The sequence below is a fragment of the Sphingobium sp. Leaf26 genome, assembly GCF_001421665.1.
Lineage (GTDB): Bacteria > Pseudomonadota > Alphaproteobacteria > Sphingomonadales > Sphingomonadaceae > Sphingobium.
Genome location: NZ_LMKV01000001.1, coordinates 420,690 through 446,418, shown reverse-complemented (window position 1 = coordinate 446,418; position 25,729 = coordinate 420,690). Strand labels below are relative to the sequence as shown.

22 protein-coding genes and 1 tRNA gene are annotated in these 25,729 nt (G+C 64.3%); 7 read left to right on the top strand and 16 right to left on the bottom strand.

What is annotated here, in order from left to right:
* Positions 1 to 57: 57 nt before the first annotated feature.
* A complete protein-coding gene (locus ASE85_RS02145; protein ID WP_056682722.1) occupies positions 58 to 2,010 on the bottom strand; it encodes a hybrid sensor histidine kinase/response regulator in 1,953 nt (650 codons plus the stop codon).
* Positions 2,011 to 2,201: 191 nt separating this feature from the next.
* Between ASE85_RS02145 and ASE85_RS02140 the strand changes: the two genes are divergently transcribed.
* Together ASE85_RS02140 and ASE85_RS02135 are read left to right on the top strand one after the other, a co-directional pair.
* Positions 2,202 to 3,113, top strand: coding sequence for a sugar kinase (locus tag ASE85_RS02140; RefSeq protein ID WP_056682719.1), 912 nt, complete (start codon positions 2,202 to 2,204; stop codon positions 3,111 to 3,113).
* Between the two features lie 46 nt (positions 3,114 to 3,159).
* Positions 3,160 to 3,233, top strand: a tRNA-Gly gene (locus tag ASE85_RS02135).
* Positions 3,234 to 3,240: 7 nt separating this feature from the next.
* Here the strand turns inward: ASE85_RS02135 and ASE85_RS02130 are convergent.
* The 8 genes from ASE85_RS02130 to cyoA form a co-directional block, all read right to left on the bottom strand.
* The gene (locus ASE85_RS02130; protein ID WP_056682717.1) at positions 3,241 to 5,670 is read right to left on the bottom strand and encodes a calcium-binding protein; all 2,430 of its coding nucleotides are present in this window, start codon (positions 5,668 to 5,670) and stop codon (positions 3,241 to 3,243) included.
* 173 nt (positions 5,671 to 5,843) lie between these two features.
* Positions 5,844 to 6,377 (bottom strand): response regulator transcription factor, encoded by a 534-nt coding sequence (locus ASE85_RS02125; protein ID WP_056682714.1) that lies wholly within the window; start codon positions 6,375 to 6,377, stop codon positions 5,844 to 5,846.
* On the bottom strand, positions 6,367 to 7,701 hold the full coding sequence (locus tag ASE85_RS02120) for an ATP-binding protein (RefSeq protein ID WP_056682709.1): 1,335 nt from the start codon (positions 7,699 to 7,701) through the stop codon (positions 6,367 to 6,369). The genes ASE85_RS02125 and ASE85_RS02120 overlap by 11 nt, the downstream gene beginning before the upstream one ends.
* Positions 7,698 to 8,417: an SURF1 family protein gene (locus tag ASE85_RS02115; protein WP_056682701.1), complete on the bottom strand. Its 720-nt coding sequence runs from the start codon at positions 8,415 to 8,417 to the stop codon at positions 7,698 to 7,700. The genes ASE85_RS02120 and ASE85_RS02115 overlap by 4 nt, the downstream gene beginning before the upstream one ends.
* Complete coding sequence (cyoD, locus tag ASE85_RS02110; protein WP_056682698.1) at positions 8,414 to 8,860, bottom strand: cytochrome o ubiquinol oxidase subunit IV; 447 nt, start codon at positions 8,858 to 8,860, stop codon at positions 8,414 to 8,416. The genes ASE85_RS02115 and cyoD overlap by 4 nt, the downstream gene beginning before the upstream one ends.
* Entirely contained in the window at positions 8,857 to 9,486 is a 630-nt protein-coding gene (gene cyoC, locus ASE85_RS02105) for a cytochrome o ubiquinol oxidase subunit III (RefSeq protein ID WP_056682693.1), read from the bottom strand. The genes cyoD and cyoC overlap by 4 nt, the downstream gene beginning before the upstream one ends.
* Before the next feature lie 5 nt (positions 9,487 to 9,491).
* On the bottom strand, positions 9,492 to 11,492 hold the full coding sequence (gene cyoB / locus ASE85_RS02100; RefSeq protein WP_056682690.1) for a cytochrome o ubiquinol oxidase subunit I: 2,001 nt from the start codon (positions 11,490 to 11,492) through the stop codon (positions 9,492 to 9,494).
* A gap of 5 nt (positions 11,493 to 11,497) precedes the next feature.
* The gene (gene cyoA, locus ASE85_RS02095; protein ID WP_082462617.1) at positions 11,498 to 12,631 is read right to left on the bottom strand and encodes a ubiquinol oxidase subunit II; all 1,134 of its coding nucleotides are present in this window, start codon (positions 12,629 to 12,631) and stop codon (positions 11,498 to 11,500) included.
* Positions 12,632 to 12,818: 187 nt separating this feature from the next.
* On the opposite strand from cyoA, the gene ASE85_RS02090 reads away from it, so the two are divergent.
* Positions 12,819 to 14,150 carry an MFS transporter gene (locus tag ASE85_RS02090; protein WP_056682687.1) on the top strand — a complete coding sequence of 444 codons (1,332 nt, stop codon included), beginning with the start codon at positions 12,819 to 12,821 and terminating at the stop codon, positions 14,148 to 14,150.
* Here ASE85_RS02090 and ASE85_RS02085 read toward each other — a convergent pair.
* From ASE85_RS02085 to ASE85_RS02075, 3 genes are all read right to left on the bottom strand, one after another.
* A complete protein-coding gene (locus ASE85_RS02085) occupies positions 14,147 to 14,992 on the bottom strand; it encodes a glycosyltransferase family 2 protein (RefSeq protein WP_056682677.1) in 846 nt (281 codons plus the stop codon). The genes ASE85_RS02090 and ASE85_RS02085 overlap by 4 nt on opposite strands.
* A 4-nt stretch (positions 14,993 to 14,996) precedes the next feature.
* Positions 14,997 to 16,268, bottom strand: a complete 1,272-nt coding sequence (locus ASE85_RS02080; protein WP_056684250.1) for an ammonium transporter — start codon at positions 16,266 to 16,268, stop codon at positions 14,997 to 14,999.
* Positions 16,269 to 16,605: 337 nt separating this feature from the next.
* Positions 16,606 to 16,899: a hypothetical protein gene (locus ASE85_RS02075; protein WP_056682675.1), complete on the bottom strand. Its 294-nt coding sequence runs from the start codon at positions 16,897 to 16,899 to the stop codon at positions 16,606 to 16,608.
* Between the two features lie 176 nt (positions 16,900 to 17,075).
* On the opposite strand from ASE85_RS02075, the gene ASE85_RS02070 reads away from it, so the two are divergent.
* Positions 17,076 to 18,248, top strand: coding sequence for a hypothetical protein (locus ASE85_RS02070; protein WP_156358154.1), 1,173 nt, complete (start codon positions 17,076 to 17,078; stop codon positions 18,246 to 18,248).
* Between the two features lie 36 nt (positions 18,249 to 18,284).
* Here ASE85_RS02070 and ASE85_RS02065 read toward each other — a convergent pair whose 3' ends face one another.
* A complete protein-coding gene (locus ASE85_RS02065) occupies positions 18,285 to 19,016 on the bottom strand; it encodes a GIN domain-containing protein (protein ID WP_056682669.1) in 732 nt (243 codons plus the stop codon).
* The gene (locus ASE85_RS02060; RefSeq protein ID WP_156358153.1) at positions 18,968 to 19,729 is read right to left on the bottom strand and encodes a head GIN domain-containing protein; all 762 of its coding nucleotides are present in this window, start codon (positions 19,727 to 19,729) and stop codon (positions 18,968 to 18,970) included. The genes ASE85_RS02065 and ASE85_RS02060 overlap by 49 nt, the downstream gene beginning before the upstream one ends.
* 121 nt (positions 19,730 to 19,850) lie before the next feature.
* Between ASE85_RS02060 and ASE85_RS02055 the strand changes: the two genes are divergently transcribed.
* Positions 19,851 to 21,431 (top strand): M28 family metallopeptidase, encoded by a 1,581-nt coding sequence (locus ASE85_RS02055; protein ID WP_056682664.1) that lies wholly within the window; start codon positions 19,851 to 19,853, stop codon positions 21,429 to 21,431.
* Between the two features lie 4 nt (positions 21,432 to 21,435).
* Here the strand turns inward: ASE85_RS02055 and gloA2 are convergent, their stop codons facing one another.
* Together gloA2 and ASE85_RS02045 are read right to left on the bottom strand one after the other, a co-directional pair.
* Positions 21,436 to 21,825, bottom strand: coding sequence for an SMU1112c/YaeR family gloxylase I-like metalloprotein (gene gloA2 / locus ASE85_RS02050; protein WP_056682662.1), 390 nt, complete (start codon positions 21,823 to 21,825; stop codon positions 21,436 to 21,438).
* A gap of 41 nt (positions 21,826 to 21,866) precedes the next feature.
* Positions 21,867 to 22,256, bottom strand: coding sequence for a hypothetical protein (locus ASE85_RS02045; RefSeq protein WP_056682659.1), 390 nt, complete (start codon positions 22,254 to 22,256; stop codon positions 21,867 to 21,869).
* A gap of 169 nt (positions 22,257 to 22,425) precedes the next feature.
* Here ASE85_RS02045 and hemB point away from each other — a divergent pair, with 169 nt between their 5' ends.
* Together hemB and ASE85_RS02035 are read left to right on the top strand one after the other, a co-directional pair.
* On the top strand, positions 22,426 to 23,421 hold the full coding sequence (gene hemB / locus ASE85_RS02040; protein WP_056684247.1) for a porphobilinogen synthase: 996 nt from the start codon (positions 22,426 to 22,428) through the stop codon (positions 23,419 to 23,421).
* Between the two features lie 95 nt (positions 23,422 to 23,516).
* Positions 23,517 to 25,718, top strand: coding sequence for a spermidine synthase (locus tag ASE85_RS02035; protein ID WP_056682656.1), 2,202 nt, complete (start codon positions 23,517 to 23,519; stop codon positions 25,716 to 25,718).
* Positions 25,719 to 25,729: the final 11 nt, after the last annotated feature.

Sequence of the window (25,729 nt, the reverse complement as noted above, 5' to 3'; positions counted from 1 at the left end):
GAGCGACGGAAAAATGCCACTTTTCCAATATTTCACGGCAATTGCTGAAAAACAGCCTCAGCAATCGCGAAGTAATATGTCGGGGCCGGCAGGAGCGATGCGCATGGTGCCGGCGACGATGCGGGCAAGGTCGGCCTGCCGGAACGGCTTGTCCAGCCGGGGGCGGCGGGATGCGTGGGGTGGCAGTTCGGCAAAGCCCGTGATGATGATGACGGGCAGGCCGGGCAGGCTTTGCCCGATCGCGTCGGCCAGTTGCGCGCCGGTCATGCCCGGCATTGCATGGTCGGTGACGACCAGATCTACGCGCCCTTGCTCCAACAGGCGGAGCGCATCGGCACCGGACGAGGCCTGGAACACGGTATGGCCCAGTTCCTCCAGCATCCCCGCCGTATTGGTCAGCACCAGATCGTCATCGTCCACCGCCAATATCACCAGCGGCGTGCCGCTTTCCGCATGCTCTTCGGTGAAGCTGACGATGGGCAACATATCCGCGTCGACCTGCGCCACCGGCAGCCAGATCGATATGGACGTGCCCTGTCCAGGTTCGCTGGCAATGGTCAGCGAACCGCCACATTGCTGCGCAAAGCCATGGACCATCGACAGGCCAAGGCCGGTGCCCTTGCCCACGCCCTTGGTGGTGAAGAAAGGTTCGCGTGCACGTTCCAGCGTCGCGGCATCCATGCCTTCGCCTTCATCGACCACGGACAGGCGGATATAGGTGGCTGCGTTCAGATCGGGCCGCTCGCCCTGCGCTACGGTCACTTCGCTCGCCTCGACGATGATGCGCCCGCCATCGGGCATCGCGTCGCGGGCATTGACCGCCAGGTTGAGCAGCGCCAGTTCCAGTTGCGCGGCGTCGGCATGGGCGGCGCGCATCACCAGCGGAAAGCGCGTCTCGATTGCAGCCGCCGTGCCCAGCGTCGTCCGGAACAGTTCGGTCATGCCCTGCACCAGCGCTTTACAATCGACGCTTTGCAATTTCAGTTCCTGTTTGCGCGCAAAAGCCAGCATCCGCTGGGTCAGCGTCGCGCCGCGGTCCGCGGCCGTCATCGCATTGTCGAGATAGCGACTGATATCGCCACCGGTCGCCAGCTTCTGCCGGGCCAGGTCCAGGCTGCCGACGATCACCGCCAGCAGATTGTTGAAGTCATGCGCGACCCCACCGGTCAGCTTGCCGATCGCGTCCATCTTCTGCGTCTGGATGATGGCGTCGCGGGCTTCGTCCAGCGCCCGCTGGGTTTCGCGCCGCTCGGTCAGATCGCGGGTGATCTTGGCAAAGCCCAACAGGCGTCCGTCCGGGGTGCGAATGGGGTCGATCACGACATTGGCCCAGAAGCGCGACCCGTCCTTGCGGATGCGCCACCCCTCGGCCTCGAACCGGCCTGCACTTTCGGCGGTATGCAGGGCACGGGAGGGAAGGCCGGCCAGCCGGTCCTCATCGCTGTAGAAACACGCGAAATTCTGGCCGAGAATTTCCTCGGCGCTATAGCCCTTGAACCGCTCGGCTCCCATGTTCCAGCTTGTCACGGTCCCGACCGGGTCCAGCATGTAGATGGCATAGTCGGTCACACTCTGCACCAACAGGCGGAACCGTTCCTCGCTTTCGCGCAACTCCTCCTGCGCGGCGCGGCGTTCGGTCAAATCGCGCGTGATCTTGGCAAAGCCCAGCAATTGTCCGTCAGGTGACCTGATCGGGTCGATCACGACATTGGCCCAGAACCGCCCGCCATCCTTGCGAATGCGCCATCCCTCCGCCTCGAACCGTCCCTCATGCTCTGCGGTTCGCAGCGCGATGGCGGGGATGCCGGCGGCCTGATCCTCCGCCGTATAGAAGCGGGAGAAATGCTGGCCGACAATCTCGTCCGCCTCATAGCCCTTGAACCGGCGCGCGCCCGCATTCCAACTCGCGACGATGCCGTCAGGTTCGAGCATGAAGATGGCATAATCCGTCACGCTTTGAACCAGCAGTTCGAAGCGATTGCCGGATCCATCGTTGGTGGCGGTAATCATCAAGTCCCCGAATCAGGCGCGAGCGGTTGCTGCGCCCAATTGCCATCGGCAAAACGGCGGGATTGTGCAAACGTTCCATGGCCTCATGTCAGGACATCATGGATGTGCGGCCTGCGCCGCCTGCGCTGCCCCTCTTGACTTGGCGCGTCGCTCTGCCCACCACGCCCGCTTAAATTGGGAGCGGAGCAGGCATGGCGACGAAGGCGACGATCACGGTCATTGGGGAAGCGATGCTGGAACTGAGCCGCGCTGACGGCGAAGGCTGGAACCTGCGCTACGGCGGCGACGTCATCAATACCGCCATCCATCTGGCCCGTGCGGGCGACAATGTTCGCCTCGCCAGCGCGTTGGGCGCCGATCCGATGAGCGCCCAGTTGCTGGACCAGTGGGAAGCGGAGGGCGTCGATACGTCGCTGGTGATTGCGGCGCAGGGCCGTCTGCCAGGTCTCTATGCGATCGAGACGGACGCGACCGGCGAACGCAGCTTCCATTATTGGCGCAGCGAAGCGGCGGCGCGACGGATGTTCGACTTCCCGGAAAGTCCGGCCATGGTGGTGCAGGCGGCGCAGTCGGACCTGCTCTATTTCTCGCTCATCACGCTGGCGATCCTGCCCGACGCGGGGCGGGAGGCATTGCTGGACCTGTGCGCGCAGGTGAAGGCCAATGGCGGCAAGATCGCCTTCGACGGCAATTATCGCGCGCGCCTTTGGGACGATGCGGCAACCGCGCGCCACTGGCGCGACCGGGCGATCGCGGTCAGCGATATGGGCCTGCCGACCTTGGCCGACGAGGTCGAGATGGGCGAGGCGGACGACGCGCAGGATGCGGCCGCGCGCTGGGGCGCGGGCGAGGGCAGGGATGTCGTCGTCAAGCTGGGTGGCGACGGCTGCCTGGTGGCGGGCGAGATCGTCACGATCCCGCAGCGCGTGGACGTTATCGATTCGAGCGGGGCAGGGGACGCCTTCAACGGCGGTTATCTCCATGCCCGCCTGGCCGGCGCCAGCCCGCGCGACGCGGCGCTGGCAGGCCACAGGCTGGCCGGCTGGAACATCGGCCGGCGCGGCGCCATCCCGGTACGGGATGCGGACGCCCCTTACGGCTGATCGAAGTTGACAGCGGCCCATGGCTTGCGCCATGGGCAGGTCAGACGCGGGTGTAGCTCAATGGTAGAGCTTTTGCTTCCCAAGCAAGTGACGAGGGTTCGATTCCCTTCACCCGCTCCATTTTCCTTCAACTAAACACGAAGTCCGAACTGACCAGCGCCGCCTTGTCGACGCCGGACAGGATCAGGATATGGCCGCCGCCGAAGTCGAAGCGGGTATCGGCCCCGTCCGTCGTCGCCAGCGCCATGACTTCGGCAAAGCTGTCATAATCCGCGCCCATCGTCATGATGATGCGGTCTTCGGCGACAGCGTCGCCAGCGGTGAAATCCATCACCTGGACCTGATCCGATCCGCTCCAGAACAGGAAGGCGTCGTCGCCGGCGTTGCCGAACAGGACGTCATCGCCAGCGCCGCTGTCCAGATAATCGCCGCCGCCGCCGCCATGCAGGCGATTGTCGCCCGCCGTACCGTAGATGGCGTCGCTCACTTCACTGCCGCGCGCATTTTCGAACCCGCTGAAGATATCGCCCGATCCTTCGACGCCATAGGCCCAGCCGAGATCGAGATGGATCGTCACCCAGTTGGTCGATCCTTCATAGCTGAGCAGGTCGGACCCGATGCCGCCGTACATTTCGTCCGCACCGGCGCCGCCGATGATGACGTCGTTGCCCGCGCCGCCGCGCAATACGTCGTCGCCAGCGCCGCCCAGCAACCGGTTGGCCCGCGTATCGCCGACCAGCAGGTCGCCGAAGTCGCTGCCCGTGATGCGCTCGATACCGGTGAAGCTGTCCCCTGCCGCATCGCCGCCGGACGCGCCGCCGGTGGTGAGGTTGACGGTCACGCCTGCGGACGAGCCGCTATAGTCGAGCGTATCGATGCCATCGCCGCCGATCATCAGGTCGGCGCCCGCGCCGCCGCGCAGAATGTCGTTTCCGGCACGCCCGTCTAACTGGTCGTTGCCTTGCCCGCCGATCAGCAGATTGTCCTCGGCGCTGCCCAGCAGTACGTCATGACCATTCCCGCCTTCGGCATGGCGAAAGCTGATGAGGGTGTCGCCTTCGGCATCGCCCCCCCAAGCGGTCTGGGTTTGAAGATCGACATGGACGGCCCCGGTCGAACCGACATAGCTGACGACGTCGCCATGGCGACCGCCATCCAATATGTCCGCGCCCGCGCCGCCGACCAGCCAGTCGCGCCCGGTACCGCCGCGCAATATGTCGTTGCCGGCGCCGCCGACCAGTCGATTGCCCTGGTCATCACCGGTCAGCACGTCGTTATGGCCGCTGCCGATCAGCCCCTCGATCGAGTCATAGCTGTCGCCGGCCGCTTCGCCGCGCGCGCCGATGCCGTCGGCCAGGCTTGCGCGGACTGCCGACCCGGATCCGGCATAGCTGGCCATATCGAATCCGGCGCCACCGATCAGTTCGTCGGCACCGATGCCGCCCAGCAATATGTCGTCGCCATCATCGCCGAACAGCAGGTCGTCCCCTTCCAGGCCGCGCAATATGTCGACATGCACGCCGCCGAACATGAAATTGGACAGGCTGTTGCCATAGCCGCGAAATTCCGCCGCATCGCCGATATGGACCAGATCCTCGACATGATCGCCCAGCGTATAGCTGGCAAGGTTCAGCACGCGCACCTCGTCAATGCCGCTGTCGAGCAGTTCGACCACTTGGTCGCCGACTGAATCGACCACATAGAAATCGTCGCCGGTGCCGCCTTCCATGCGGTCATCGCCGGTGCCGCCATCCAGAAAGTCCAGGCCGTCGCCGCCGAACAGTTGGTCAGCGCCGCCATAGCCGAGTAGCAGGTCGCTCCCACCCAAGCCGGACAGAATATTGGCCATGTCGTTGGCGTCGATGCGGTTGTCCTGGTCGTTCCCGGTGCCATTATGGGCGTTGGGGCCGTCCAGGACGAGGGCCTCGACAAAGGGCGTCAATGAATAGCTGATCGACGACACGACGAAATCCAATCCGGCATCATCGGCTTCGACCACCACGTCCCGCGCGCTGTTCACGAAATAGATATCGTTGCCGATGCCGCCGCTCATCCGGTCGGAACCGAGGCCGCCATCCAGCCAGTCGTCGCCGGCACCGCCATAGAGCCGGTCGTTGCCGCTGCCGCCGTCCAGAAAATCGTCGCCGTCCGCGCCCCACAGCTTGTCCCCGCCATAGCCGGACAGGATGATGTCGTCTCCGCTGCCCCCTGCAATCTCCTTGTTGCCCTGGGCCATGCCGGCGTTGAGGATGTGCCAGCTCATGCTGACGCTCTCGCCGCTGAAATTGTTCATCGCGGTGAAGCTGAGCGTGCCGTCCGACACCTCTTCGCCGCTGGGGAAGCCGATATAGGCTATGGCAAAGCCGCTATCCCAGCCGTATCCGCCAGTGCCGCCCCCACCATTCTGGTCGGCGAAATAATAGTTCCAGCTGGTTTCGTAAAAGGCTTCGCCGGTTTCGGGATCGTCATAACCGGGGACATAATAGTCGATCGCCATGTCGAAAGTGCCGGAATCGCGGTCGACCGTGATCCAGTAGCTGATAGAGCCTGCCATCATCCCCTCCTGCCCGGATTATGCTGGAATATTTCATAGACGACGCCGGGCATTCCGACAAGAAAACAGCGGCGCAATTCCGGTTGTCCTGTCCATTTTCGGGAAATTAAGCTGGCCTGCGATAGCCTTATACTTGGGTGGTCATAAGAATTTGAAAAGGTTTGCCGAATGCTGACTTAGCCGACCTGCCGCTTGGCCAGCTTGCGAGCGAGGGTACGGCGGTGCATGCCGAGCCGCCGGGCCGCTTCGGAAATGTTGAAGTCGCTGTCCTTCAGAACCTCGTGAATATGTTCCCATTCCAGCGTCTTGATCGATGTCGGCCGGGGCGCGAGCGGCGTTTCGGGATTGCCACCGGCGCGGGCGAAAGCGGCTTCGATATCGTCGGTATTGGACGGCTTGGCCAGATAGTTGGTCGCGCCCAGCTTGATCGCCTCGACCGCGGTGGCGATGCTGGCGAAGCCGGTCAGCACCACGATCAGCATCGCGGGGTCATGGGCATGGAGCGCCTGAACGCACGCGAGTCCGGATTGCGGACCCAGCTTCAGGTCGACGACGGCAAAGCCCGGTCTATGATCGGCCAGCAGCGCCGTCACCGTTTCCAGACTGTCGGCCAGCAGCACGTCATAGTCGCGCCGTTCAAAAGAGCGCTTGAGCGTCCGGGCGAAGGCCTCGTCATCCTCGACGATCAGCAATTGCCGTTCATGCGTCATCCCGCGTCTCCTGTTCTTCCTCCATGGCCAGCGTGGCGAGCGGCAGGCGCAACTGGACCATTGCGCCGCCCTCCGCGCCATTGCTGGCATCGACCCGTCCGCCCAGCTTGCGCACGACATTGACGACCAGGAAGAGGCCCAGGCCGCCGCCCTGCTTGCCCTTGCTCGACCGATAGGGTTTGCCGACATCGGCCAGCATCGCCGGGTCGAAGCCCCGGCCATTGTCGCGCACGGCGATGTGCAGCCACTGGCTGTCGCGGCTGACCATCATGTTGACATAGCTGGCACCAGCCTCCCGCGCATTGTCGAGCAGGTTGGTCACGGCCTGACGGATCACCGGGTCGGCGATGATACGCGGATAATCATGCGGGCCGAAATCGCAGCGCAGCGGCATGCCGGGATTGGCACTGCGCCAGTCGCGCGCGATGATGTCTATGAAATCGCGGACGTTGGTGATTTCGGGCGCCTCGCCCCGCGCTTCGCCCGCCGACATCAGGATACCGGTCAGGATGGTCTTGCAGCGCTTCACGGCCGCTTCCATCTCGCTGACTTCCTCGACCAGCGCGGGATGCGCCTTGATCTCGCGCATGTGCCGCCAGTCGCCCAGCACCACGGCAAGCTGGGCGAGGGGGGTGCCCAGTTCATGGGCTGCGCCGGACGCAAGCAGGCCCATGCGGACGATATGCTCCTCCTCCACCGCCTGCTGCCGCAACTGCGCCAGATAGGCTTCGCGCTGTTGCAGATTCTGGTTCACCCGCGTCATGAACAGCACCAGCAGCACCGCGATCATGGTGATGCAGACCCAGGTGCCGACGATATGCAGGTCGAACAAATGGCCTTCCAGCGTCTCGCTGAGATCGAGCGGCCGGTAGACCAGGGCCAGCATCGCGGCGCACAGCGTCGATACCGCGACGATGCCCCATGCGCTCCAGCGGTGCAGCAGCATCGCACCCAGCGCCACCTGTACCAGATAGAGCGAAACGAAGGGATTGGTCGCGCCGCCGCTGAGATAGAGTTGGGTGGTCAGCGCAAACACGTCGAACAGCAGCGCCAGAAACAGTTCAGCGTGGGTGATGTCGGTGCGCCGCCGCAGCACCATCAGGCTGCCTGCGTTCATTGCCGTGGCGATGCAGGGCACGACCAGCATGGAAGCGATCGGCAGACGGATGTCCATGCCGAAATGCACGAAGCCTATGGTCGCGATCTGGCCGGCGATGGCGATCCAGCGCAATTGCACCAGCAGCACCATGTTGCGCCGCCCGGCTGCGTCGGCGGGCCACCGGCCGGGCAACCAGCGCCTGCGTCGGGCGGCCGGCGCGGTCATGCCCGGCGATCTTTTCCAGTCTGGCGCATGACCAGCATATAGGCGCCCACGGTCATCGCCGCCAGCGCGAACCAGGTGATCGCATATTGCAGATGATTGTTGGGGAAGCTGACGACGGTCAGGCCGCCGACCGGCAGGTCCGTGGGGGAGGGACCACGCTGGGCGTCGATGAAATAGTCGCGCACGCCGCTCAGATGGCGCGCCTTGGCGATCGCGGCGACGTCGCGGGAATGCCAGCGGTCGCCTGTGGGATCGTTGTTGCGCAGGAAGCCGCCATTGGGTTCGGTCAGGCGCAGCAAACCTACGACCCGCACCTTGCCCCGCGGCTGGTCATAGCTGGCGGTGCGGCTGGGAATGAAGCCGCGGTTGATCAGGGTGATGACGCCGTCGTCGGCGCGCAGGGGGGTCATCAGCCAGAAGCCGGGACCGCGCACGGTAACGGCCTGTGTCAAGGCGGCCTTGTCGTGCAGGAAAGTGCCGGTCAGGGTGACGCGACGATATTCGTCGGCTTTGGTGATGGTGGCTGGCGAGTGGACCGGCGCGGCGTGGATGCGGGCATCGACACGGGCGATCAGGTCGCGTTTCCAGCCAAGGCGCTGAATCTGCCATACGCCAAGGGCGCTGAAACCGGAAAACAGAATGAGGGCGATCAGCGCCAGGCCGATCGTAAAGGCCGGGGAGCGTTTGTCACGCCCCCCGGTTTGCGCCGTTGTCACGGCATTTCGCTCATGTTCGCCATGGTCGACGTGTCGTGGCCGGTGCTCATTTCGCCGCTCATGTCCATATCCGCATGCGGCATCATATTATTGTTCATATGATACATGACCCAGGTCGAGCCTGCGAGGACGATGACCACCAGAACCAGCGTCAGCGCCATCGCCATGAACGACCAGCCGCCTTCGACGCGGGTGTTCATGTGCAGGAAGTAGATCATGTGGACGACGACCTGCACCGCCGCGAAGGCGACGATGATGATGCCGGTCAGCCTGGGATCGCCCAGCACATTGGACATTACCAGCCAGAAGGGGATGGCCGTCAGGATCACCGACAGGCCGAAGCCGATCATATAGCTGCCGAAGCTGCCATGTGCGCCTTCTTCATGATGATCGTCATGGTGCCCATGGCCATGGGCGTCGTGGGGATGGACAGCGTCGCTCACCGCAGGACTCCCATCAGATAGACAAAGGTGAAGACGCCGATCCAGATGACGTCGAGGAAGTGCCAGAACATGCTGAGGCACATCAGGCGGCGCTTGTTGGCGGGGATCAGGCCCTTTTTCGCGACCTGCACCATCAGAGTGATCAGCCAGATCGAACCGAAGGTGACGTGAAGCCCGTGGGTGCCGACCAGCGTGAAGAAGGCCGACAGGAAGGCCGAACGCTGCGGACCCGCACCCTCATGGATGAGGTGGGCGAATTCATAGAGTTCGATGAACAGGAACGCCCCGCCGAACAGCAGGGTGACGAACAGCCAGCCCTGGGTGGCGCTGACCCTGTTCTTTTCCATCGCCAGCATGGCGAAGCCATAGGTGATCGACGAGAAGAGCAGCATCGCGGTGTTGATCGCGACGAGCGGCAGGTCGAACAGATCCTTGGGGCCGGGGCCGCCGGCAAAATTGCCGCCGAGAACGGCATAGGTAGCGAACAGGATGGCGAAGATGAGACAGTCGCTCATCAGGTACATCCAGAAGCCCAGGCCCGTGCTGTGGCCTTCGTGCAGGTGCGGTTCCTCGGGCAGATGATATGCCCGAGGTGCCGTCTGCGCGTTTGCAGTTGCGCTGCTCATGAGTGTCAGACTCCCGCCGCGAGGATGCGCGTACGCTCTTCCTCGGTGCGCGTCACATCCTCGACCGGGATGTAATAGTCGCGCTTGTAGTTGAAGGTGTGGAAGATGGCGAAGCCGACGATGCCGACGAAGCTGAGGGCCGCCAGCCACCACATGTACCAGATCAGGGCGAAGCCACAGACCGTCGCCAGACCCGCCAGGATGACACCGGTGCCGGTGCTGCTGGGCATGTGGATCGCCTGATAGCCGGACAGCGGACGCTGATAGGCGTTGCGCTTCATGTCCGCCCAGCTGTCGGCGTCGTAGACGACCGGCGTGAAGGCGAAATTATATTCCGGCGGGGGCGAGCTGGTCGCCCATTCCAGCGTACGGCCATCCCATGGATCACCTTCCACCTTCAGTTCGTCGCGCTTCCAGATGGAGACGGCGAACTGCACCAGCATCGCGCCGATGCCGGCCGCGACGATGGCGGCACCGATCGCGGCGATGACGAAGTAGATTTGAAGCGACGGATCGTCGAACACCCGCATACGGCGCGTCACACCCATGAAGCCAAGGATGTAGAGCGGCGTGAAGGCCATCCAGAATCCGACCTGCCAGCACCAGAAGGACACATGGCCCCAGAACTGGTTGAGCTTGAAGCCGAATGCCTTGGGCCACCAATAGTTGATCGCTGCGAACAGGCCGAACAGCACGCCGCCGATGATCACATTATGGAAATGCGCAATCAGGAACAGCGAGTTGTGCAGCACGAAGTCTGCGGGCGGAACCGCCAGCATCACCCCGGTCATGCCGCCGATCGTGAAGGTCAGCATGAACGACACGGTCCACATCATCGGCAGTTCGAAGCGAACGCGACCGCGATACATGGTGAAGAGCCAGTTGAAGAGCTTCGCACCCGTCGGGATCGAGATGATCATCGTCGTAATGCCGAAGAAGCTGTTGACGCTGGCGCCCGAACCCATGGTGAAGAAGTGGTGCAGCCACACGAGGTAGGACAGCACCATGATTGTGCAGGTGGCGTAGACCATGGAGGTATAGCCGAACAGGCGCTTGCCCGAGAAGGTCGAGGTGACTTCGGAAAAGACGCCGAACAGCGGCAGGATGAGGATATAGACTTCCGGGTGGCCCCAGATCCAGATCAGGTTCACGTACATCATCGGGTTGCCGCCGAAGTCGTTCGTGAAGAAGTTGGTGCCGGCATAACGGTCGAGCGAGAGCAGGACCAGCGTGGCGGTCAGGATCGGGAAGGACGCGACGATCAGGATGTTCGCGCAGAGCGAGGTCCAGGTGAACACCGGCATCTTCATCAGGGACATGCCGGGCGCGCGCATCTTCACGATGGTCGCGATCAGGTTGATGCCCGACAATGTCGTGCCGACACCGGCCACCTGTAGCGCCCAGATATAATAGTCGACGCCGGTCGCGGGGCTATAGTCGATCCCCGACAGCGGCGGATAGGCGAGCCAGCCGGTCTGGGCGAATTCACCCAGGAACAGCGACATCATCACCAGCACTGCGCCACCCGTCGTCATCCAGAAACTGAAATTGTTCAGGAAAGGGAAGCTGACGTCGCGCGCGCCGATCTGAAGCGGGACGATATAGTTCATCAATCCGGTGATGAAGGGCATCGCCACGAAGAAGATCATGATCACGCCATGGGCGGTGAACACCTGGTCATAATGGTGGGCGTTCAGATACCCTTCCGACCCGTTGAAGGCCATCGCCTGTTGCAGGCGCATCATGACGGCGTCGGCGAAACCGCGCAGGAACATGATGAGGCCCAGCACCATGTACATGATGCCGATCTTCTTGTGATCGACGCTGGTGAACCACTCCTTCCAGAGATAGCCCCAGAGCTTGAAATAGGTGAGCGCTGCCACGACGGCCGCCCCGCCCAGCACCACCGCGACGAAGGTCGCGACGACGATGGGCTCATGCCATGGGAAGCTGTCCCATGTCAGACGACCGAAGATCATCTGTGCTGTTGTCATTGTGCCAGTCATGGGCCTTACCGATGCTGCGCGTGCGCGTCAGCGCCGCTGTGAGAGGAGTGATCGCCGGAAACGCCGACCGGGGTTGGCGCCTTCTCGGCACCGGGCGCGTCGGGGGCGGTTTCCTGCCCCTTGTTCCGGTCTTCCTGGTCGATCACATGGCTGTTGGGATAATCATATTGCAGCCCCTTGGTATCGTGGGCCGATTCCTTGCCCGCGCCGCCCATCTGGTCGATGTGCATCAAATCCTTCATGCAGCGCTGGCCCGGCTTGACGCACAGGTTGACGACGGCATCGAACAGATTGGCTTCGCTGGTGCCGAAATAGGCGACGGGCGCCTTCTCGGACGGCTTGGCCAGCGCCTGATAGACGTTGCGGTCAAGGGCGGTGGCGCTGGCCTTCACCCTGGCAACCCAGGCGGCGAACCCGGCCTGGTCCATCGATTGATAGCCAAAGCGCATGTGCGTGAAGCCCGCGCCCGAATAGTTGGCGGAGAAGCCGGTGCCCTTGACCGGCTTGTTGGCGACGGCGTGCAGTTGTGTCTTCATGCCAGGCATGGCGTAGATCTGGCCGGCCAGCTCGGGCACGTAGAAGCTGTTCATCACGGTCGACGCGGTAATGTCGAAACGGACGGGAACGTTGGTCGGCAGCGCCAGTTCATTGACGGTCGCGATGCCCAGGTCTGGATAGATGAAGAGCCATTTCCAGTCGAGCGCGACGACCTGAACCGTCAGCGGCTTGACCTTGGGGTCGATCGCGGTGTTTGCGTCGATCCGGTCGAGCGGCCGATAGGGGTCCAGCTTGTGGGTGCTGACCCAGGTGAGCGCGCCCAGCGCGATGATGATCAGCAGGGGCGCCGACCAGATCAGCAGTTCCAGCTTGGTGCTGTGATCCCAGTCCGGATCATAGTCCTGCTGCGTCGCTTCGTTCGTGGCACGATAGCGCACCGCGAACCACACGACCATCGCCATGACGGGGATGACGATCAGGAGCATCAGCGCGACCGAGATCAGGATCAGGTCGCGCTGCTGCACCGCAATATCGCCCGACGGGTTCATCACGACCCAGTTGCAGCCCGCCAGCGGCGCCGCCAGAATCGGAGCGGACCAGCGCAAGAGCCTGATCCTGTTGGGGGAGGGAGGGTTATCCATGCCGCGCGCCTAAAGGGTCTGCACAGAGTCGGATAGTGGGCAATTTGTCCCATTGTGTGCGACCGCAAAAAATGTTTGGGATATGGGATACTGCTTAGACTCTGCTCGTTTTCTGTTATGCTGCCATTTTACGGCCACTGGCAGACGAGAATACCGCACCGGTGGCCAAGCCAAGGAGCGGATGTCTATGAGTTCTGGGGCCATTGCCTTCACCTCCAAGCCACTTGAGGACGACGCGCGCGCGATCAACGCGCGCGACCATTCGATTGCGCCTGGAGACATTTCCATCGGTGTGATCATCGGTCGCACCTCCGAGTTTTTCGACTTCTTCGTTTATGCCATCGCCTCGGTGATCGTGTTTCCGAGCCTGGTCTTTCCCTATGTGGATGCGCTGACCGGCACCCTTTATTCCTTCGCGATCTTCGCCGTCGCCTTCATCACCCGGCCGATCGGCTCGCTGATCTTCATGGCGATCGACCGGCGCTATGGTCGCGGCACGAAACTGACGGGCGCCTTGTTCCTGCTCGGCTGCTCCACCGTCGCCATCGCCTTTCTACCGGGTTATGAGACGATTGGCCACTATGCTGCGGTCGTACTTGTCATCCTTCGCGCGGCTCAAGGTATTGCGCTGGGTGGTACATGGGATGGCCTAGCTTCACTCCTGTCGCTCAACGCGCCGCAGCATCAGCGCGGCTGGTACGCCATGGTGCCGCAACTTGGCGCGCCGCTGGCACTGATCGTGGCGAGCGGGCTGTTCGCCTTCTCCATCCTCAACATGACCGAAGCCGATTTCCTCGACTGGGGCTGGCGCTATCCCTTCTTCGTCGCCTTCGCGATCAACGTCGTGGCGCTGTTCGCCCGTCTGCGCATCGTGGTGACGCACGAATTTGAGCGCCTGTTCGAACAGCGTGATCTGGTGCCTTCGCCGGTGTTGCCGACCGTCAAGGCGGAAGGCCGCAACATCGTCATCGGCGCCTTTGCCCCGCTGGCTAGCTTCGCGCTGTTCCACATGGTCACCGTCTTCCCGCTCTGCTGGGTCGCGCTCTACACCGACCAGCCGCTCGACCGCTTCCTCATCATCGAGATGATCGGCGCATCGGTCGGTCTGCTCGCCATCGTCGTTTCGGGCTTCATCGCCGACCAGATTGGTCGTCGTTCGCTGCTCGGCTGGTCGGCGCTCGGCATCGCGATCTTTGCTATGATGGCGCCGCTGCTGCTCAATGGCGGGGAATTGGGCGAAGTCGCCTTCATGATCCTGGGTTTCATGCTGCTTGGCCTGTCCTTTGGCCAGTCGTCGGGTGTCGTGGCGTCCAACTTCGCGACCGAGGCCCGCTATACCAGTTCGGCGCTGACGTCCGATCTGGCCTGGCTGGTCGGGGCTGGCTTTGCACCGCTGGTGGCGCTGCTGCTGTCCGTCAAGTTCGGTCTGGCGGCATCGGGCATCTACCTGTTTTCGGGTGCTGTAGCCACGATGATCGCGCTTTACGTCAACAAGGAACTGGCGGGCAAAGACCGCTAAGTGGCGCCCCGCATCCGCTGAAGTGCCTTTCGGTCGAACCATCCGGTGAGACCGGGGCGCGGACGCCATCGGGGCAGCCAGTCACCATAAAGACTGGCCAGACGCGCGGGGAGGCCCACCGGCCCCTCGCGCGTCATGATGTCCGACACGATGCGGTTCTGGTAGAAACGCACCGAATAATTGATCAGCCTTTTATATTGCATCGCCCATGTCGACGGGCGGGCAAGGCTCACCTGCTCGGCGATGAAGCCCGCACCTTCGCAGGCCAGCACCCGGCCATGGACCCAATGACTGTCATCCAGCAGGTCGGTATGCGCCCACGCCGCGACCAGCCCGTCATCGCCGATCAGATCATCCGGCAGGCGCAGGCCGCGCGCCCGGATCGCCGCGACGAAGCGGCCCGAGAGCCCATAGAGATCGCCGAACAGACCGCCTTCGTCGCGCAGCCCCTGACGATAGATTTCCACCATGCGGCCGTTCATCGGCATGCCGGCGGCGGCATTGGCCTGGGGATGAGCGGTCAGATCCGCGATCAGGGCGTCGAACGATCCCGGCGTGATTTCCGCGTCGCCATCCATGAAGATCACGGCATCCTCTTCGCCGGTCAGCAGGTCATGGACCATATGGTTCCAGGTGCGCGACTTGCCGCCGGCCTTGATGTCATGGACGATGACATGCGGGCGATCTCCGGCGACGGTGCGCGCAATCGCCACGGTTGCGTCGGTCGTTCCGTTCACCAGCACATGATATGTCGTGCCCGGCCGGTCGAGCGGGATCGAGGCGAGGCAGAGCGCGATCCGGCGTTCTTCCTGATGGGCGAAGATGGCAACGGCTACGCCCATGGGCTTAGCGGAAATCCCAGGCCTGCTGGCCATGCTGGCTGGCGTCCAGACCGTCCGATTCCTCCTGCGCACTCACCCGCATCGGGATGACGACGGACACGATCAGCGCCGCGATCGCGCTGCCGACCATGGCCCAGAGTGCGACGACGACCAGCCCGATCGCCTGCGACGTCAATGCGCCGGTCATGCTGATATTGGCGTCGAAGCCGACCCCACCCATCAGCGGCAGGACGAAGAATGGCAGCAACAGCGTGCCGGTCAGGCCGCCCAGCCCATGGATGGCGAAGACCCCGGCATTGTCATCGACCTTGCCCGCGACGATGGCAGCCCCGGTGCGCGCGACGATGGCCGCGATCAGGCCGATCAGCATCGCGCCGCCGGTACCGACCAGCGCGGCGGAGGCGGAGATGGCGGCGACGCCGGCCAGTGCACCGGACAGGATGCCGGTGGCGCGCGTGCGGGCGCCGAGCAATTTGTCGAGCAGGCCCCAGCCCAGCGCAGCGGCGCAGGCGGCGAAGATATGGTTGAGGATGGCGGTCGCGGCATCGTCCGTCGCGCCCAAGGCCCAGCCGCCGACCGCGCCGGACAGGCCGACCCACAACAGCGCGCCGCCGACGAGGCTGAGCAGCGGGGTGTGGCCGGGATCGGACGGCTCACGCCGCGCTCCGGCGATGAGGGCAAGGGCAAGGGCGGAAAAGCCCGCCGTGCCATGCAGCACCAGCCCGCCGGCAAAATCCATGACGCCCATATCCGCAAGCCAGCCGCCGCCCCACACCGCATGGGCGACCGGCGCATAGACCAGCAGCAGCCAGAGCGGGGTGAAGGCGATCCACCAGCCGATCCGCACCCGCTCCGCCACCGCGCCGACCAGCAAGCCGGCGGCCAGCAGGGCGAGGGCGAGCTGGAACAGGACGAAGGCCGATTCGGGCACGGTCAGCCCGTCGCGCAATGCGGCGAGATTGGCGAGCAGCAGGTTCGATCCGCCGCCCAGCCATGGACTGCCCGGTGCATAGGCGACGCTATAGCCCGCGATCGCGAAGGTCAGCGTGGCGACGGCGGCCACCGCCGCACCCTGCGCCGACACCGACAGCGCGTTGCGGACATTCACCTGTCCCGCGTGACGCAGCATCAGCCCCGGCAGCGCGGCGATCAGCAGCAACAGCGCGCACAGGATCATCCAGCCGGTATCGCCGCTGTCGGCAACGGCGACCTGCGCCCACGCAGGCTGCGGTAGCGCGAGCGCAGCCAGAAGGGGGAGGATGAAGGCAGGGCGCATGATCGGGAATCCGGCTGTCAAGATTGGGGCCTGTCTAACCATGGGCTAGTAAAGTTTTCGATAAGCATGAGTCGATCAAAAGGGTCACACGGACGCGACAGGGCGAAGTTCACACCGTCGTCGGGGCAAATGAGGGCAATTGCGACGGGGGTGCGACGGAGATGCACCACATGGGCGACAAGGCTGACCCATATAGGCGACGGCAGCGTGACAGGGACGCGCCCCTTGCGCGCCATCGACGCTACAGTTGCGCGACAGGTGCGCGCCACTCTGGCGCAGTGGTGCGTCAGAACCGCGACGGTTGGGCGACGAGCCGGCGACAGGGACGCGCCGGCTGTCATCCCGGTTTTTGCGATGGCGCGGCGCGGGCGGTCTGGGCGAAGGGGTCGGCCATCAGATGGGCATGGACGGCCAGCGCCCGGTCCCATGCCTGATCGAACGGGGTGCCGGCCAGCTTGCGCCGCAGCCGGTGCGCGCTGGACCGCGACATGCCAGCGGCGCGGGCGGCGCTCGACACATTGCCGCTGTCCAGCAGGACGGAAAGGAAGAGGCGCTGCCGGGCCGGCGTCCAGTGCGCGCGATCGACGGAGGGCGCCCCGTCGGGCGCGGCGGGGGAGGGGTTCTGTTCCATCTGCAAGGATAGATCAGAGATAATCCTACATTGGAAGGGAGGCAATGAATGAAAGATAAAGTCGAAAGGCCAAGGTGCTGATGGCGGAGTCGGAGAGAAAAATTCATGTCTTTGCGGATTTTCTGGAGTAGCAGCAGGTGATGTGGCGGTGCCACCGCCAATGGGGAGCGGAAAGAATGCGCATGTTGCGAATTGTGGGATTGATATGGGCCGCAACCCTCGTCACATCCTTCACCCCGACCCCCGCCTGTGCGGACAGTTGGATGCTTCCGAGCCGCGCCACCTATATGTCCTGTGGCGGGAACACCCGCGTCATTGTGACGCCACGCGATCTGGAAAGCCAACTGGCTTATTTCGAGGACAAGGTCAGCAATGCCGAGCCCGCGGGGCAGGAGGACAAGGGCGTGCGTGCCGCCACGGCGCGCCTGGAGCGATTGTCCGGGAAGCGTTGGCAAATGGTCTGGGAAAAGAAGATCGTTAACGATGTGGCCCCTGTCATGGCGATCGTCAGGGATGACGGAGAATATGTCGCCACTTTCGACGATTGGCATGGCGTCGGCTACGGTCCCAACGCAGTGGTTGTCTATGGCCATGGCGGGGAGCGTATCCGGTCCTTCTCTCTGTCCGATATTCTGCCGAATTTCTATATCGAGGCGCTACCGCATTCCGTCAGTTCGATCCATTGGCGTGGCCTTCCCCGATTTTCCGACGATGGGCGGAGCCTGCTGATTCCCGTCACTGTTCCTTCCGAAACATCCCGGTCGGATGCCGCAACGATCAATCTGGCAATCGATCTGGCAAACGGCGCCATTTCCCCGATGGATGAGGTGGGCTGGCAGTCTGCATTGGAAACGGGACGGACGGTCCGCGCCGCGCGTATCGCAGCAGAAGCTACCGAAAAAGCAAAATTTTTAGCGCCTCTTTCAGGCCCTTCGATGAACAATCAACGCGCATGGCATGAATATCTGCGAGAAGCCTATGCCCGGTTGGCCGGTGATGATGACACGCCCTCCACCACAGTGTTGCGGGAGCCAACCGCAAAAGATTATGCCATATCTGAAAAATGGGTGCGGGACGCGCTGACCGACAGTTATACTGACAAGGTTGCCTTGGCATCGCTTTCAGCGCCTAATCTGGTGACCGTGCTGGAACGCACTATCGCCGCGGTGCGCCCCGGTTCCTTGTCGAAAGTCACGATCTTCGTGGCGGTTGGCGACGAATTTTGGCCCGCCATACAGGCTGCGATGCAGCGATCTGGGGCAAAGCTGATCCAACTTGATCCCAATGAACCAATCCCCCAGCGTCCCGAAAGCATCGCCCAGCGCTACGGATCGCAAGATGGGGATTGATGACCGCCTGCATGTGGGAGGGGAACTCCTGCCCTTTTAAAACCTCTCACCCCCGCACATCACCCGGCCGGTGCCGCGATTGTCCACCGTGCAGGCGGCTTTCCCCGCAACGCTGATGTCGCCCGATCCGGCCGTCACGACCTTTGCGTTGACGTCTGCGGTCAGGGTGACGCTGCCGGGGCCTTCGTTGCTGATGCTGGCCTGACGCGCGCGCAGGGGTTCGGCGGCCAGGGCGCCCGCGCCGATGACGCGGACATTGGCGACCCCCGCGCGGCCCGCGAGCGTCACCCGGCCACCGCCTGCCAATGTCAGGTCGAGCCGGTCGAGGTCGACCGTCGCGATGCTGATGTCGCCGTTGCCGCCCAGGTTGATCTGCCCCTGCAAGCCCTTCATCCGGTCGATCGCGATGGAGCCGCCGCCATTGACGATCACCCGGTCGACCATGCCGGTCGACAGCCGCAGCGTGGCCGCGCCACCGCTTTTCTCGCCCGGTCGCGCCCGGTCCATCGACAGGATCAGCATCCGGCCGGACACATCGACCTTCAACCGGTCGAGCGCGCCCTGGTCGCCCTCTGCCCGTGCCGACACGCCCGCGCCGGTGGTCAGGATCACGGTGACGGGCGCCTCCACGCGGATCGCGTCGAAGCTGGTGATGGTGAAGCCGCGCGTCGCCGCACCCGCTGGCGTGGCGAGCAGCAACCCCGCCGCGCCTGCCGCTATCAGGGCGCGCAGCGTGCCTCGCCCGGTCCCATTCCGCTTGTCGTGCATTGCGCCTTGCCCTTCACCGTCACATCGCCCGGACCCATGATGCTGATAGCGACCTTCCCGTCGGAGGCAAAGTCGATGTCGCCCGCGCCCAATATGTCGACCTTGGCGGTGCCGACCTTGAGCGCTTCGGCATCGATATCGCCCGCGCCGGTGATGGAGAATTTCGCCTCGTCCGCTGTGCCGGCGATCTTCATGGAGCCGGCGCCGGTGATCTCGGTGGTCAACGACTTGAGCGTCACTGCGCCGATGCGGAAATCGCCCGCGCCAGTCAGCGACAGGGTCAGGCTGTCGCCCTGCGCCTTGTCCAGGTCGAAATCGCCCGCGCCGGTCAGGTCGGCAGACTTGATCGCGGGCATGGTCACATGGACGGTCGCGCCCTTGTCGCCATCCTTGCGGCTCCAGTTCCAGTCGCCCTTGGACTTGCGACCGATGATGAGCGTACTGCCCTTGGTGCGGATGTCGAGGTCCGCCACCGCCGCAGGGTCGCCGTCGGCGCTGATCTTGAATGCGTCGCCGATGGTGACGACGACATTATCGGGGCCGGTCGCCTCGATCGCGTCGAACTGGCCGAGTTTCTCCCAGTCCTGCGTGCCTTGTGCGACCTTGTCGGCGGCTGGGCCGGCGGTGGGCGTTTCGTCGGTGCGGGAGCAGGCGGCGGTCGACAGCGCCAGCCCGGCAACGACGAGGGCGAAAAGCGGAAGGGGACGGGGCATCGCTATCTCCTGATTGTGTATTGCCGTGATAATACACATGCTGGGTAGTGGTTCCAAGCCCCTTGTTCGTCGGACAGGGTCTGGCATGGTAGTGCCTTGATAATAAGCGGAGTCCGCCTCGATGCGCCTGTCCCTCATCGCTCTTCCCTTCCTGTCCCTGATCGCGAGCACGGCTCATGCGCAGGGTGATGACGGCGCGGGCTGGTGGGCGCATGTTCAGGCGCTGGCCAATGACGGCATGGAAGGGCGCGGGACCGGCACGCCGGGCTATGACCGGGCGGCCGATTATGTGATCGCCCAGTTCAAGGCGCTGGGGCTGAAACCTGCGGGCGTGGACGGCTACAAGCAGCCGGTCGCCTTCGTGGAACAGCGCATCGAGGCCGATCGCAGCAGCGCCGCGCTGGTGGGGCCGCAGGGGGAGGTGGCGCTGGCGGTGCCGGGTGACCTGATCTTCTCCGGGAGCGGCGGGCCGGTGCCCGAAAGCATCGACGCGCCGATGGTCTTTGCCGGCTATGGCCTGCATCTGCCGGAGGTCGGGCATGATGATTTTGCCGGGCTGGACCTGAAGGGCAAGATCGTGGTGGTGCTGTCCGGCGGGCCGGCGGATATCTCCGGTGCGCTCAAATCCCATGCCCGGTCGGAACGGTCGCAATGGCTGGCGGCGCAGGGCGCGCTGGGCCTCATCACGCTGGTGACGCCGGGGCAGGTGGAAATTCCATGGGTGCGGCGGGTCGCGCTGGCCGGGGCGCCGGCGCTCTATTTCGCCGATGACGCCATGCGCGAGACGAAGCTGCCGTTCCTGAACGCGCAGTTCGATCCGGCCAGATCGGCGCAGTTCTTCGCGGGCACGGGCAAGGATTTCGCGGCCATCGCTGCGGCGGCCGATGCCAGCGCGCCGGTCGCCAGCTTTCCGCTGGCGTTGCGGTTCAAGGCGCAGGTGGCTGCGACCCGGCGCGACCTGTCCTCGCCCAATCTGGTGGCGGTCATGCCGGGCAGCGATCCGACGCTGAAGGCCGAGCATGTGGTGCTGTCGGCGCATCTGGACGGCTATGGCATCGGCACGCCGATCAAGGGCGATGCGATCTATAACGGCGCGTTCGACAATGCGTCGGGCGTGGCCAGCCTGCTGGAGATTGCGCGGGCGTTGAAGGCGAGCAAGGTGAAGCCCAAACGCTCCATCCTCTTCACCATCGTCACGGCGGAAGAGAAGGGGCTGCTGGGCGCGCGCTATTTTGCGGGGCGGCCGACCGTACCGGCAAAGAGCATCGTTGCGGACCTGAATTTCGACATGGCGCTGCCGATCTTTCCGATGACCAGCGTGACGCCGATCGGCTACGACCAGAGCAGCCTGGGCAAGGATGCGGAGGTGGTGAGCGCGCAGATGAACCTGCCGATCACGCCCGATCCCTTCCCGGACCGCAATGTCTTCATCCGATCCGATCAATATGCCTTCATCCGGGAGGGCATCCCGGCACTGTTCTTCAAATATGGGTTCAAGGCAGGCACGCCGGAAGCCGCGACGGAAAAGGCGTGGCGGGCCAACATCTACCACTCGCCCTTCGACGATCTGAACCAGCCGGTGCTGCCGGCCGAGACGGCGAAGCTGAACGCCTATGTGACGGCGGTGACGCTGCGCGTCGCCAACGCGGCGGCGCGGCCGGCGTGGAACGAGGACAGTTTCTTCAAGCGGTTCGCGAAGTAACGGATCAGGCCGCTGGCGCCCTCTCATAGAGTTCCAGCGGCAGACCGTCCGGGTCGGCGAAGAAGGTAAAGCGCTGGCCGGTATATTCGTCCACGCGCACGGGTTCGCACGCGACGCCGGCCGCTGCCAGTCGCGCGACCTCCGCGTCCAGATCATCGACCAGAAAGGCGAGGTGGCGCAGGCCGCAGGCTTCGGGGCGGGTCGGCCGGGGCGGCGGCGCGGGGAAGGAGAACAGCTCGATCTGGGCATTGCCGGCGTCGAGATCGCATTTCCACGATTGCCGCTCCGCCCGCCACACTTCGCGGATCACCGGCAGGCCCAATATGTCGCGATAGAAGGTCCGCGACCGGTCATAGTCGGAACAGATGAGGGCGATATGATGGATGGCGCGCATCGGCCGTCCATAGGCGATGCGGGGCAGGGGAGGAAGCGTCCTCAGCCGAGTGCGACGCGCCTTTCGACCGGCGCGTCGAACAGCCATTGTTCCGCCTCCGTCATCGACGCGAACATCTCGGCCTCGTCCCGCACGCTCAGGATACGCCGGGTTTGCAGGCGGGTCAGATTGTCATTGCGCACGACCGCCAGCCGCCGCGAGCGGAAGGGCGATTGCAGGATCACGCGCATGAAGGTCGCGACCACCTCCTGCGACTGGATGACGCAGCCTTCGGTGTTGACCAACATATAATATTCGCCCGACCCCAGCCCCATGGCGGCAACGGCGGCGTCCTTCTCGTCGCTGAAGCGCTGCACGTCGGTCGGTTCGAAAAAACCGCTCATCTGGGCGATGAGGAGGCTGCGGCTTTTGTCTGAAGTGATGCTGATCATGGAGGCGTTCCTGTCCGTCGCTTATCCAGCCCTGCGATATCGGGGTTAACGAAACATGATATTCTCGCGCCGCTTCGACCAATGTCTAATGGTCGACATAATCCTGCATCAGCGATTGGACAAAGTGCCCGGCTTGATCCCCCCGATTCCCCGGCCTACACCCGCCGGCATGACCTACGCTCCCTATCCGGCGCTGCGCCTGCGCCGTACCCGTGCATCGGCCTGGAGCCGGGCGATGCACGCCGAAAACCGTCTGTCGCCCGGCGATTTCCTCTGGCCGCTGTTCGTGACCGAAGGGCAGGGCGTGGAAGAACCGATCGCCGCGCTGCCCGGCGTGTCCCGCTGGTCGGTGGACCTGATGGTCGAGCGGGCGAAAGACGCACGCGATGCCGGCATCCCCTGCCTCGCCCTCTTCCCCAATACGCAGGCGGAACGGCGGAGCGACGATGGGGCCGAAGCGCTCAATCCCGACAACCTGATGTGCCGGGCGATTCGTGCGATCAAGGATGCGGTGCCCGATATCGGCATCCTGACCGACGTGGCGCTCGACCCCTATACCGCCCATGGGCAGGACGGGTTGCTGGACGACACCGGTTATGTCCTCAACGACGCCACGATCGACGTGCTGATCGGCCAATCGCTCAATCAGGCGGCGGCGGGCGCGGACATCATCGCGCCCAGCGACATGATGGACGGCCGGGTCGGCGCGATCCGCGCGGCGCTGGAGCAAAGCGGCCATGCCAATGTCCAGATCATGGCCTATGCCGCCAAATATGCGAGCGCCTTCTACGGCCCGTTCCGCGATGCGGTGGGATCGCGCGGGCTGCTGAAAGGCGACAAGAAAAATTACCAGATGGACCCCGCCAATGGCGAGGAGGCGCTGCGCGAGGTCGCGCTGGACCTGGCCGAAGGGGCCGACAGCGTGATGGTGAAGCCGGGCCTGCCCTATCTGGATATCGTCGCGCGCGTGCGCGATCGCTTCGCCGTACCGGTCTTCGCCTATCAGGTGTCGGGCGAATATGCGATGATCGAACATGCGGTCGCGGCCGGCGCGGCGGATCGCGATGCGATGGTGCTGGAAACGCTGATGGCGTTCAAGCGTGCCGGATGTTCGGGCGTGCTGACCTATCATGCGCTGCATGCGGCGCGGCTGCTGGGCGGCTGATCCGAGGACATCGGTCATCGTCCGTCCGAATCCGGCTTGTATCCTGCCCGCCTGCTGCCCCATGAAAGGGGTAGGGGCGACAGGAGGACGGGAATTTGATCGGCACACGGACGCGCTTCGTCATCACGATCTGCGCGGGGTCGTTCCTGCTGTTCCTGGTCCAGCCGATGATCGCCCGCATGGCGTTGCCGCGTCTGGGCGGGGCGCCGTCGGTGTGGAACTCCGCCATGCTGGTCTATCAGGCGCTGCTGCTGGCCGGCTATGCTTATGCCCATCTGCTGGGCCGCGTCCCGGCGCGGCGGCAGGCGCTGATCCATCTCACCCTGTTCCTGATGTCCGCCATCTTCCTGCCGATCGGCCTGATGGGCTGGCAGCCGCCCGCCGATATCGCGCCGGCTTTCTGGGTGCTGTGGCTGCTCGGCGCGTCGATCGGCCCGCTCTTCTTTGTCGTCGCGGCGCAGGCGCCCTTGCTGCAACGCTGGTATGCGCTGGCGGAGGGGCGCGATCCCTATCCGCTCTACGCCGCGTCGAACCTGGGCAGCTTTGCCGGTCTGATCGCCTATCCGCTGCTGGTCGAGCCGCTGCTGGCATTGAAGGCGCAGGGCATCCTCTGGTCGCTTTGCTATGGCGCGCTCTTCTTCCTCGTCTATTTGAGCGCCCGGCGCCTGCCCGCCGACAGCCCCGGCGAAGTGGCGGTGGAAGCGAGCGATGCGCCGCCGCCGGACATGCGGCGCAGGCTGCACTGGCTGGCGCTTGCGGCGGTCCCATCGGGCCTGATGCTGGCGACCAGCCTCTATCTCACCACAGACATCGTCGCCATGCCGCTGCTGTGGATCGTGCCGCTGGGCCTCTATCTGCTCAGCTTCTCGGCCGCCTTTGCCGAACGGCGCGGCGCGGCGGACCTCTGCCTGTCGATCGCGCCGCTGATCCTGCTGATCGGCGCCTGCATCGCCTTTACCGGCGGGGTACATTATCCGGTCTTCATCGCGCTCGGCATCGTGACCGTGCTGTTCGTGGCCTCGACCGCGCTCCATGCCCGGCTCTATGAACTGCGCCCGGCGCCGGCCCATCTGACCCGCTTCTATCTGCTGATGTCGGTCGGCGGCATGCTGGGCGGGCTGTTCTGTGCGCTGGTCGCGCCGCTGATCTTCGATTGGACCTATGAATATCCGATCCTGCTGGCCGCCGCCGCGCTGCTGCTGCCCGATCGGGAAGCCGCCCTGCGCCTGCCGCGCCTGCTCTGGGCCGATCCGGGGCGGCGCGTCTGGCTGGCGACGATCATGCTGCTGCTCGGCCTCATCCTCTCGCTGGTCGGCGGCGGGCTGGTGCCCGATCTCCATTCGCCGCTCATCAAGACCATCAGCTTCGTCTCGATCATCGCTCTGGCTATTCTGGCGCTGGGCCATCGCTGGCTGACGGCGGGGATGCTCGTCTATCTGATGCTGTGCCTGAGCGGATGGGAAAAGCTGTCCCAGTCCGCCAGCGGCATGCTGACCCGCAGCTATTTCGGCGTCTATGGCGTGGCGAACAAGGGGGGCAGCGAGCGCATCCTGTTCCACGGCACCACGCTGCACGGTATCCAGAACCGGGCGAAGGACCGGGAACTGGACCCGACCAGTTACTATGCGCCGGATTCGGGCGTGGGGCTGGCGATGCGCCATGCGCCGGCGCTGTTCGGGCCGCGTGCGCGGATCGATGTGGTGGGCCTCGGCGCGGGCACGCTCGCCTGCTATATCCGGCCGGGGCAAAGCTGGCGCTTCTACGAGATCGACCCGGCGATGGTGGCCATCGCGCGCAATCCGGCCGACTTCACCTTCCTGTCGCGCTGCCAGCCTAGGGCGGACATCATCATCGGCGACGCGCGCATGACGCTGGCGCAGCAGCCGGCGGGCGGGGCGGACCTGCTGGTGATCGATGCTTTTTCGTCCGATTCCATCCCGATGCACCTGCTGACGCGCGAGGCGATGGACATTTATGGCCGGCGGCTGGCGCGCGATGGCGTGCTGCTGATCCATATTTCCAACCGCTATCTCGACCTGCGGCCGGTGGTGGCCGGCGGTGCAGCGGCCGAAGGCTGGCACGCGCGGCTACGCCATTATGTGCCGCACAAGCGGGACGCGGGGCGGCATTATGCAGCGTCGATCTGGGTTGCCTTGTCCCGCGATCCCGCGCAACTGGAGCATCTGGTCGCTTTGTCCGGTCGCGAGCAATGGCAGTTGTTGAAGCCCCGTCCGGGCTTTCCGGCCTGGACCGACGATCATGCCAGCATATTGCCCGTGCTGAAGATCAGACCCTGAAAGGAGAGCCA

Bases quoted from the DNA above. Each gene is read 5' to 3' on its own strand.
- ASE85_RS02090 (WP_056682687.1), top strand. From the start codon at position 12,819: ATGAGTTCTGGGGCCATTGCCTTCACCTCCAAGCCACTTGAGGACGAC.
- cyoC (WP_056682693.1), bottom strand. From the start codon at position 9,486: ATGAGCAGCGCAACTGCAAACGCGCAGACGGCACCTCGGGCATATCAT.
- ASE85_RS02120 (WP_056682709.1), bottom strand. From the start codon at position 7,701: ATGACCGCGCCGGCCGCCCGACGCAGGCGCTGGTTGCCCGGCCGGTGG.
- ASE85_RS02140 (WP_056682719.1), top strand. From the start codon at position 2,202: ATGGCGACGAAGGCGACGATCACGGTCATTGGGGAAGCGATGCTGGAA.
- ASE85_RS02125 (WP_056682714.1), bottom strand. From the start codon at position 6,377: ATGACGCATGAACGGCAATTGCTGATCGTCGAGGATGACGAGGCCTTC.
- ASE85_RS02065 (WP_056682669.1), bottom strand. From the start codon at position 19,016: ATGCACGACAAGCGGAATGGGACCGGGCGAGGCACGCTGCGCGCCCTG.
- gloA2 (WP_056682662.1), bottom strand. From the start codon at position 21,825: ATGCGCGCCATCCATCATATCGCCCTCATCTGTTCCGACTATGACCGG.
- cyoA (WP_082462617.1), bottom strand. From the start codon at position 12,631: ATGGATAACCCTCCCTCCCCCAACAGGATCAGGCTCTTGCGCTGGTCC.
- ASE85_RS02070 (WP_156358154.1), top strand. From the start codon at position 17,076: ATGCGCATGTTGCGAATTGTGGGATTGATATGGGCCGCAACCCTCGTC.
- ASE85_RS02045 (WP_056682659.1), bottom strand. From the start codon at position 22,256: ATGATCAGCATCACTTCAGACAAAAGCCGCAGCCTCCTCATCGCCCAG.
- cyoB (WP_056682690.1), bottom strand. From the start codon at position 11,492: ATGACTGGCACAATGACAACAGCACAGATGATCTTCGGTCGTCTGACA.
- ASE85_RS02130 (WP_056682717.1), bottom strand. From the start codon at position 5,670: ATGATGGCAGGCTCTATCAGCTACTGGATCACGGTCGACCGCGATTCC.
- ASE85_RS02055 (WP_056682664.1), top strand. From the start codon at position 19,851: ATGCGCCTGTCCCTCATCGCTCTTCCCTTCCTGTCCCTGATCGCGAGC.
- ASE85_RS02085 (WP_056682677.1), bottom strand. From the start codon at position 14,992: ATGGGCGTAGCCGTTGCCATCTTCGCCCATCAGGAAGAACGCCGGATC.
- ASE85_RS02145 (WP_056682722.1), bottom strand. From the start codon at position 2,010: ATGATTACCGCCACCAACGATGGATCCGGCAATCGCTTCGAACTGCTG.
- ASE85_RS02075 (WP_056682675.1), bottom strand. From the start codon at position 16,899: ATGGAACAGAACCCCTCCCCCGCCGCGCCCGACGGGGCGCCCTCCGTC.
- ASE85_RS02080 (WP_056684250.1), bottom strand. From the start codon at position 16,268: ATGCGCCCTGCCTTCATCCTCCCCCTTCTGGCTGCGCTCGCGCTACCG.
- ASE85_RS02060 (WP_156358153.1), bottom strand. From the start codon at position 19,729: ATGCCCCGTCCCCTTCCGCTTTTCGCCCTCGTCGTTGCCGGGCTGGCG.
- hemB (WP_056684247.1), top strand. From the start codon at position 22,426: ATGACCTACGCTCCCTATCCGGCGCTGCGCCTGCGCCGTACCCGTGCA.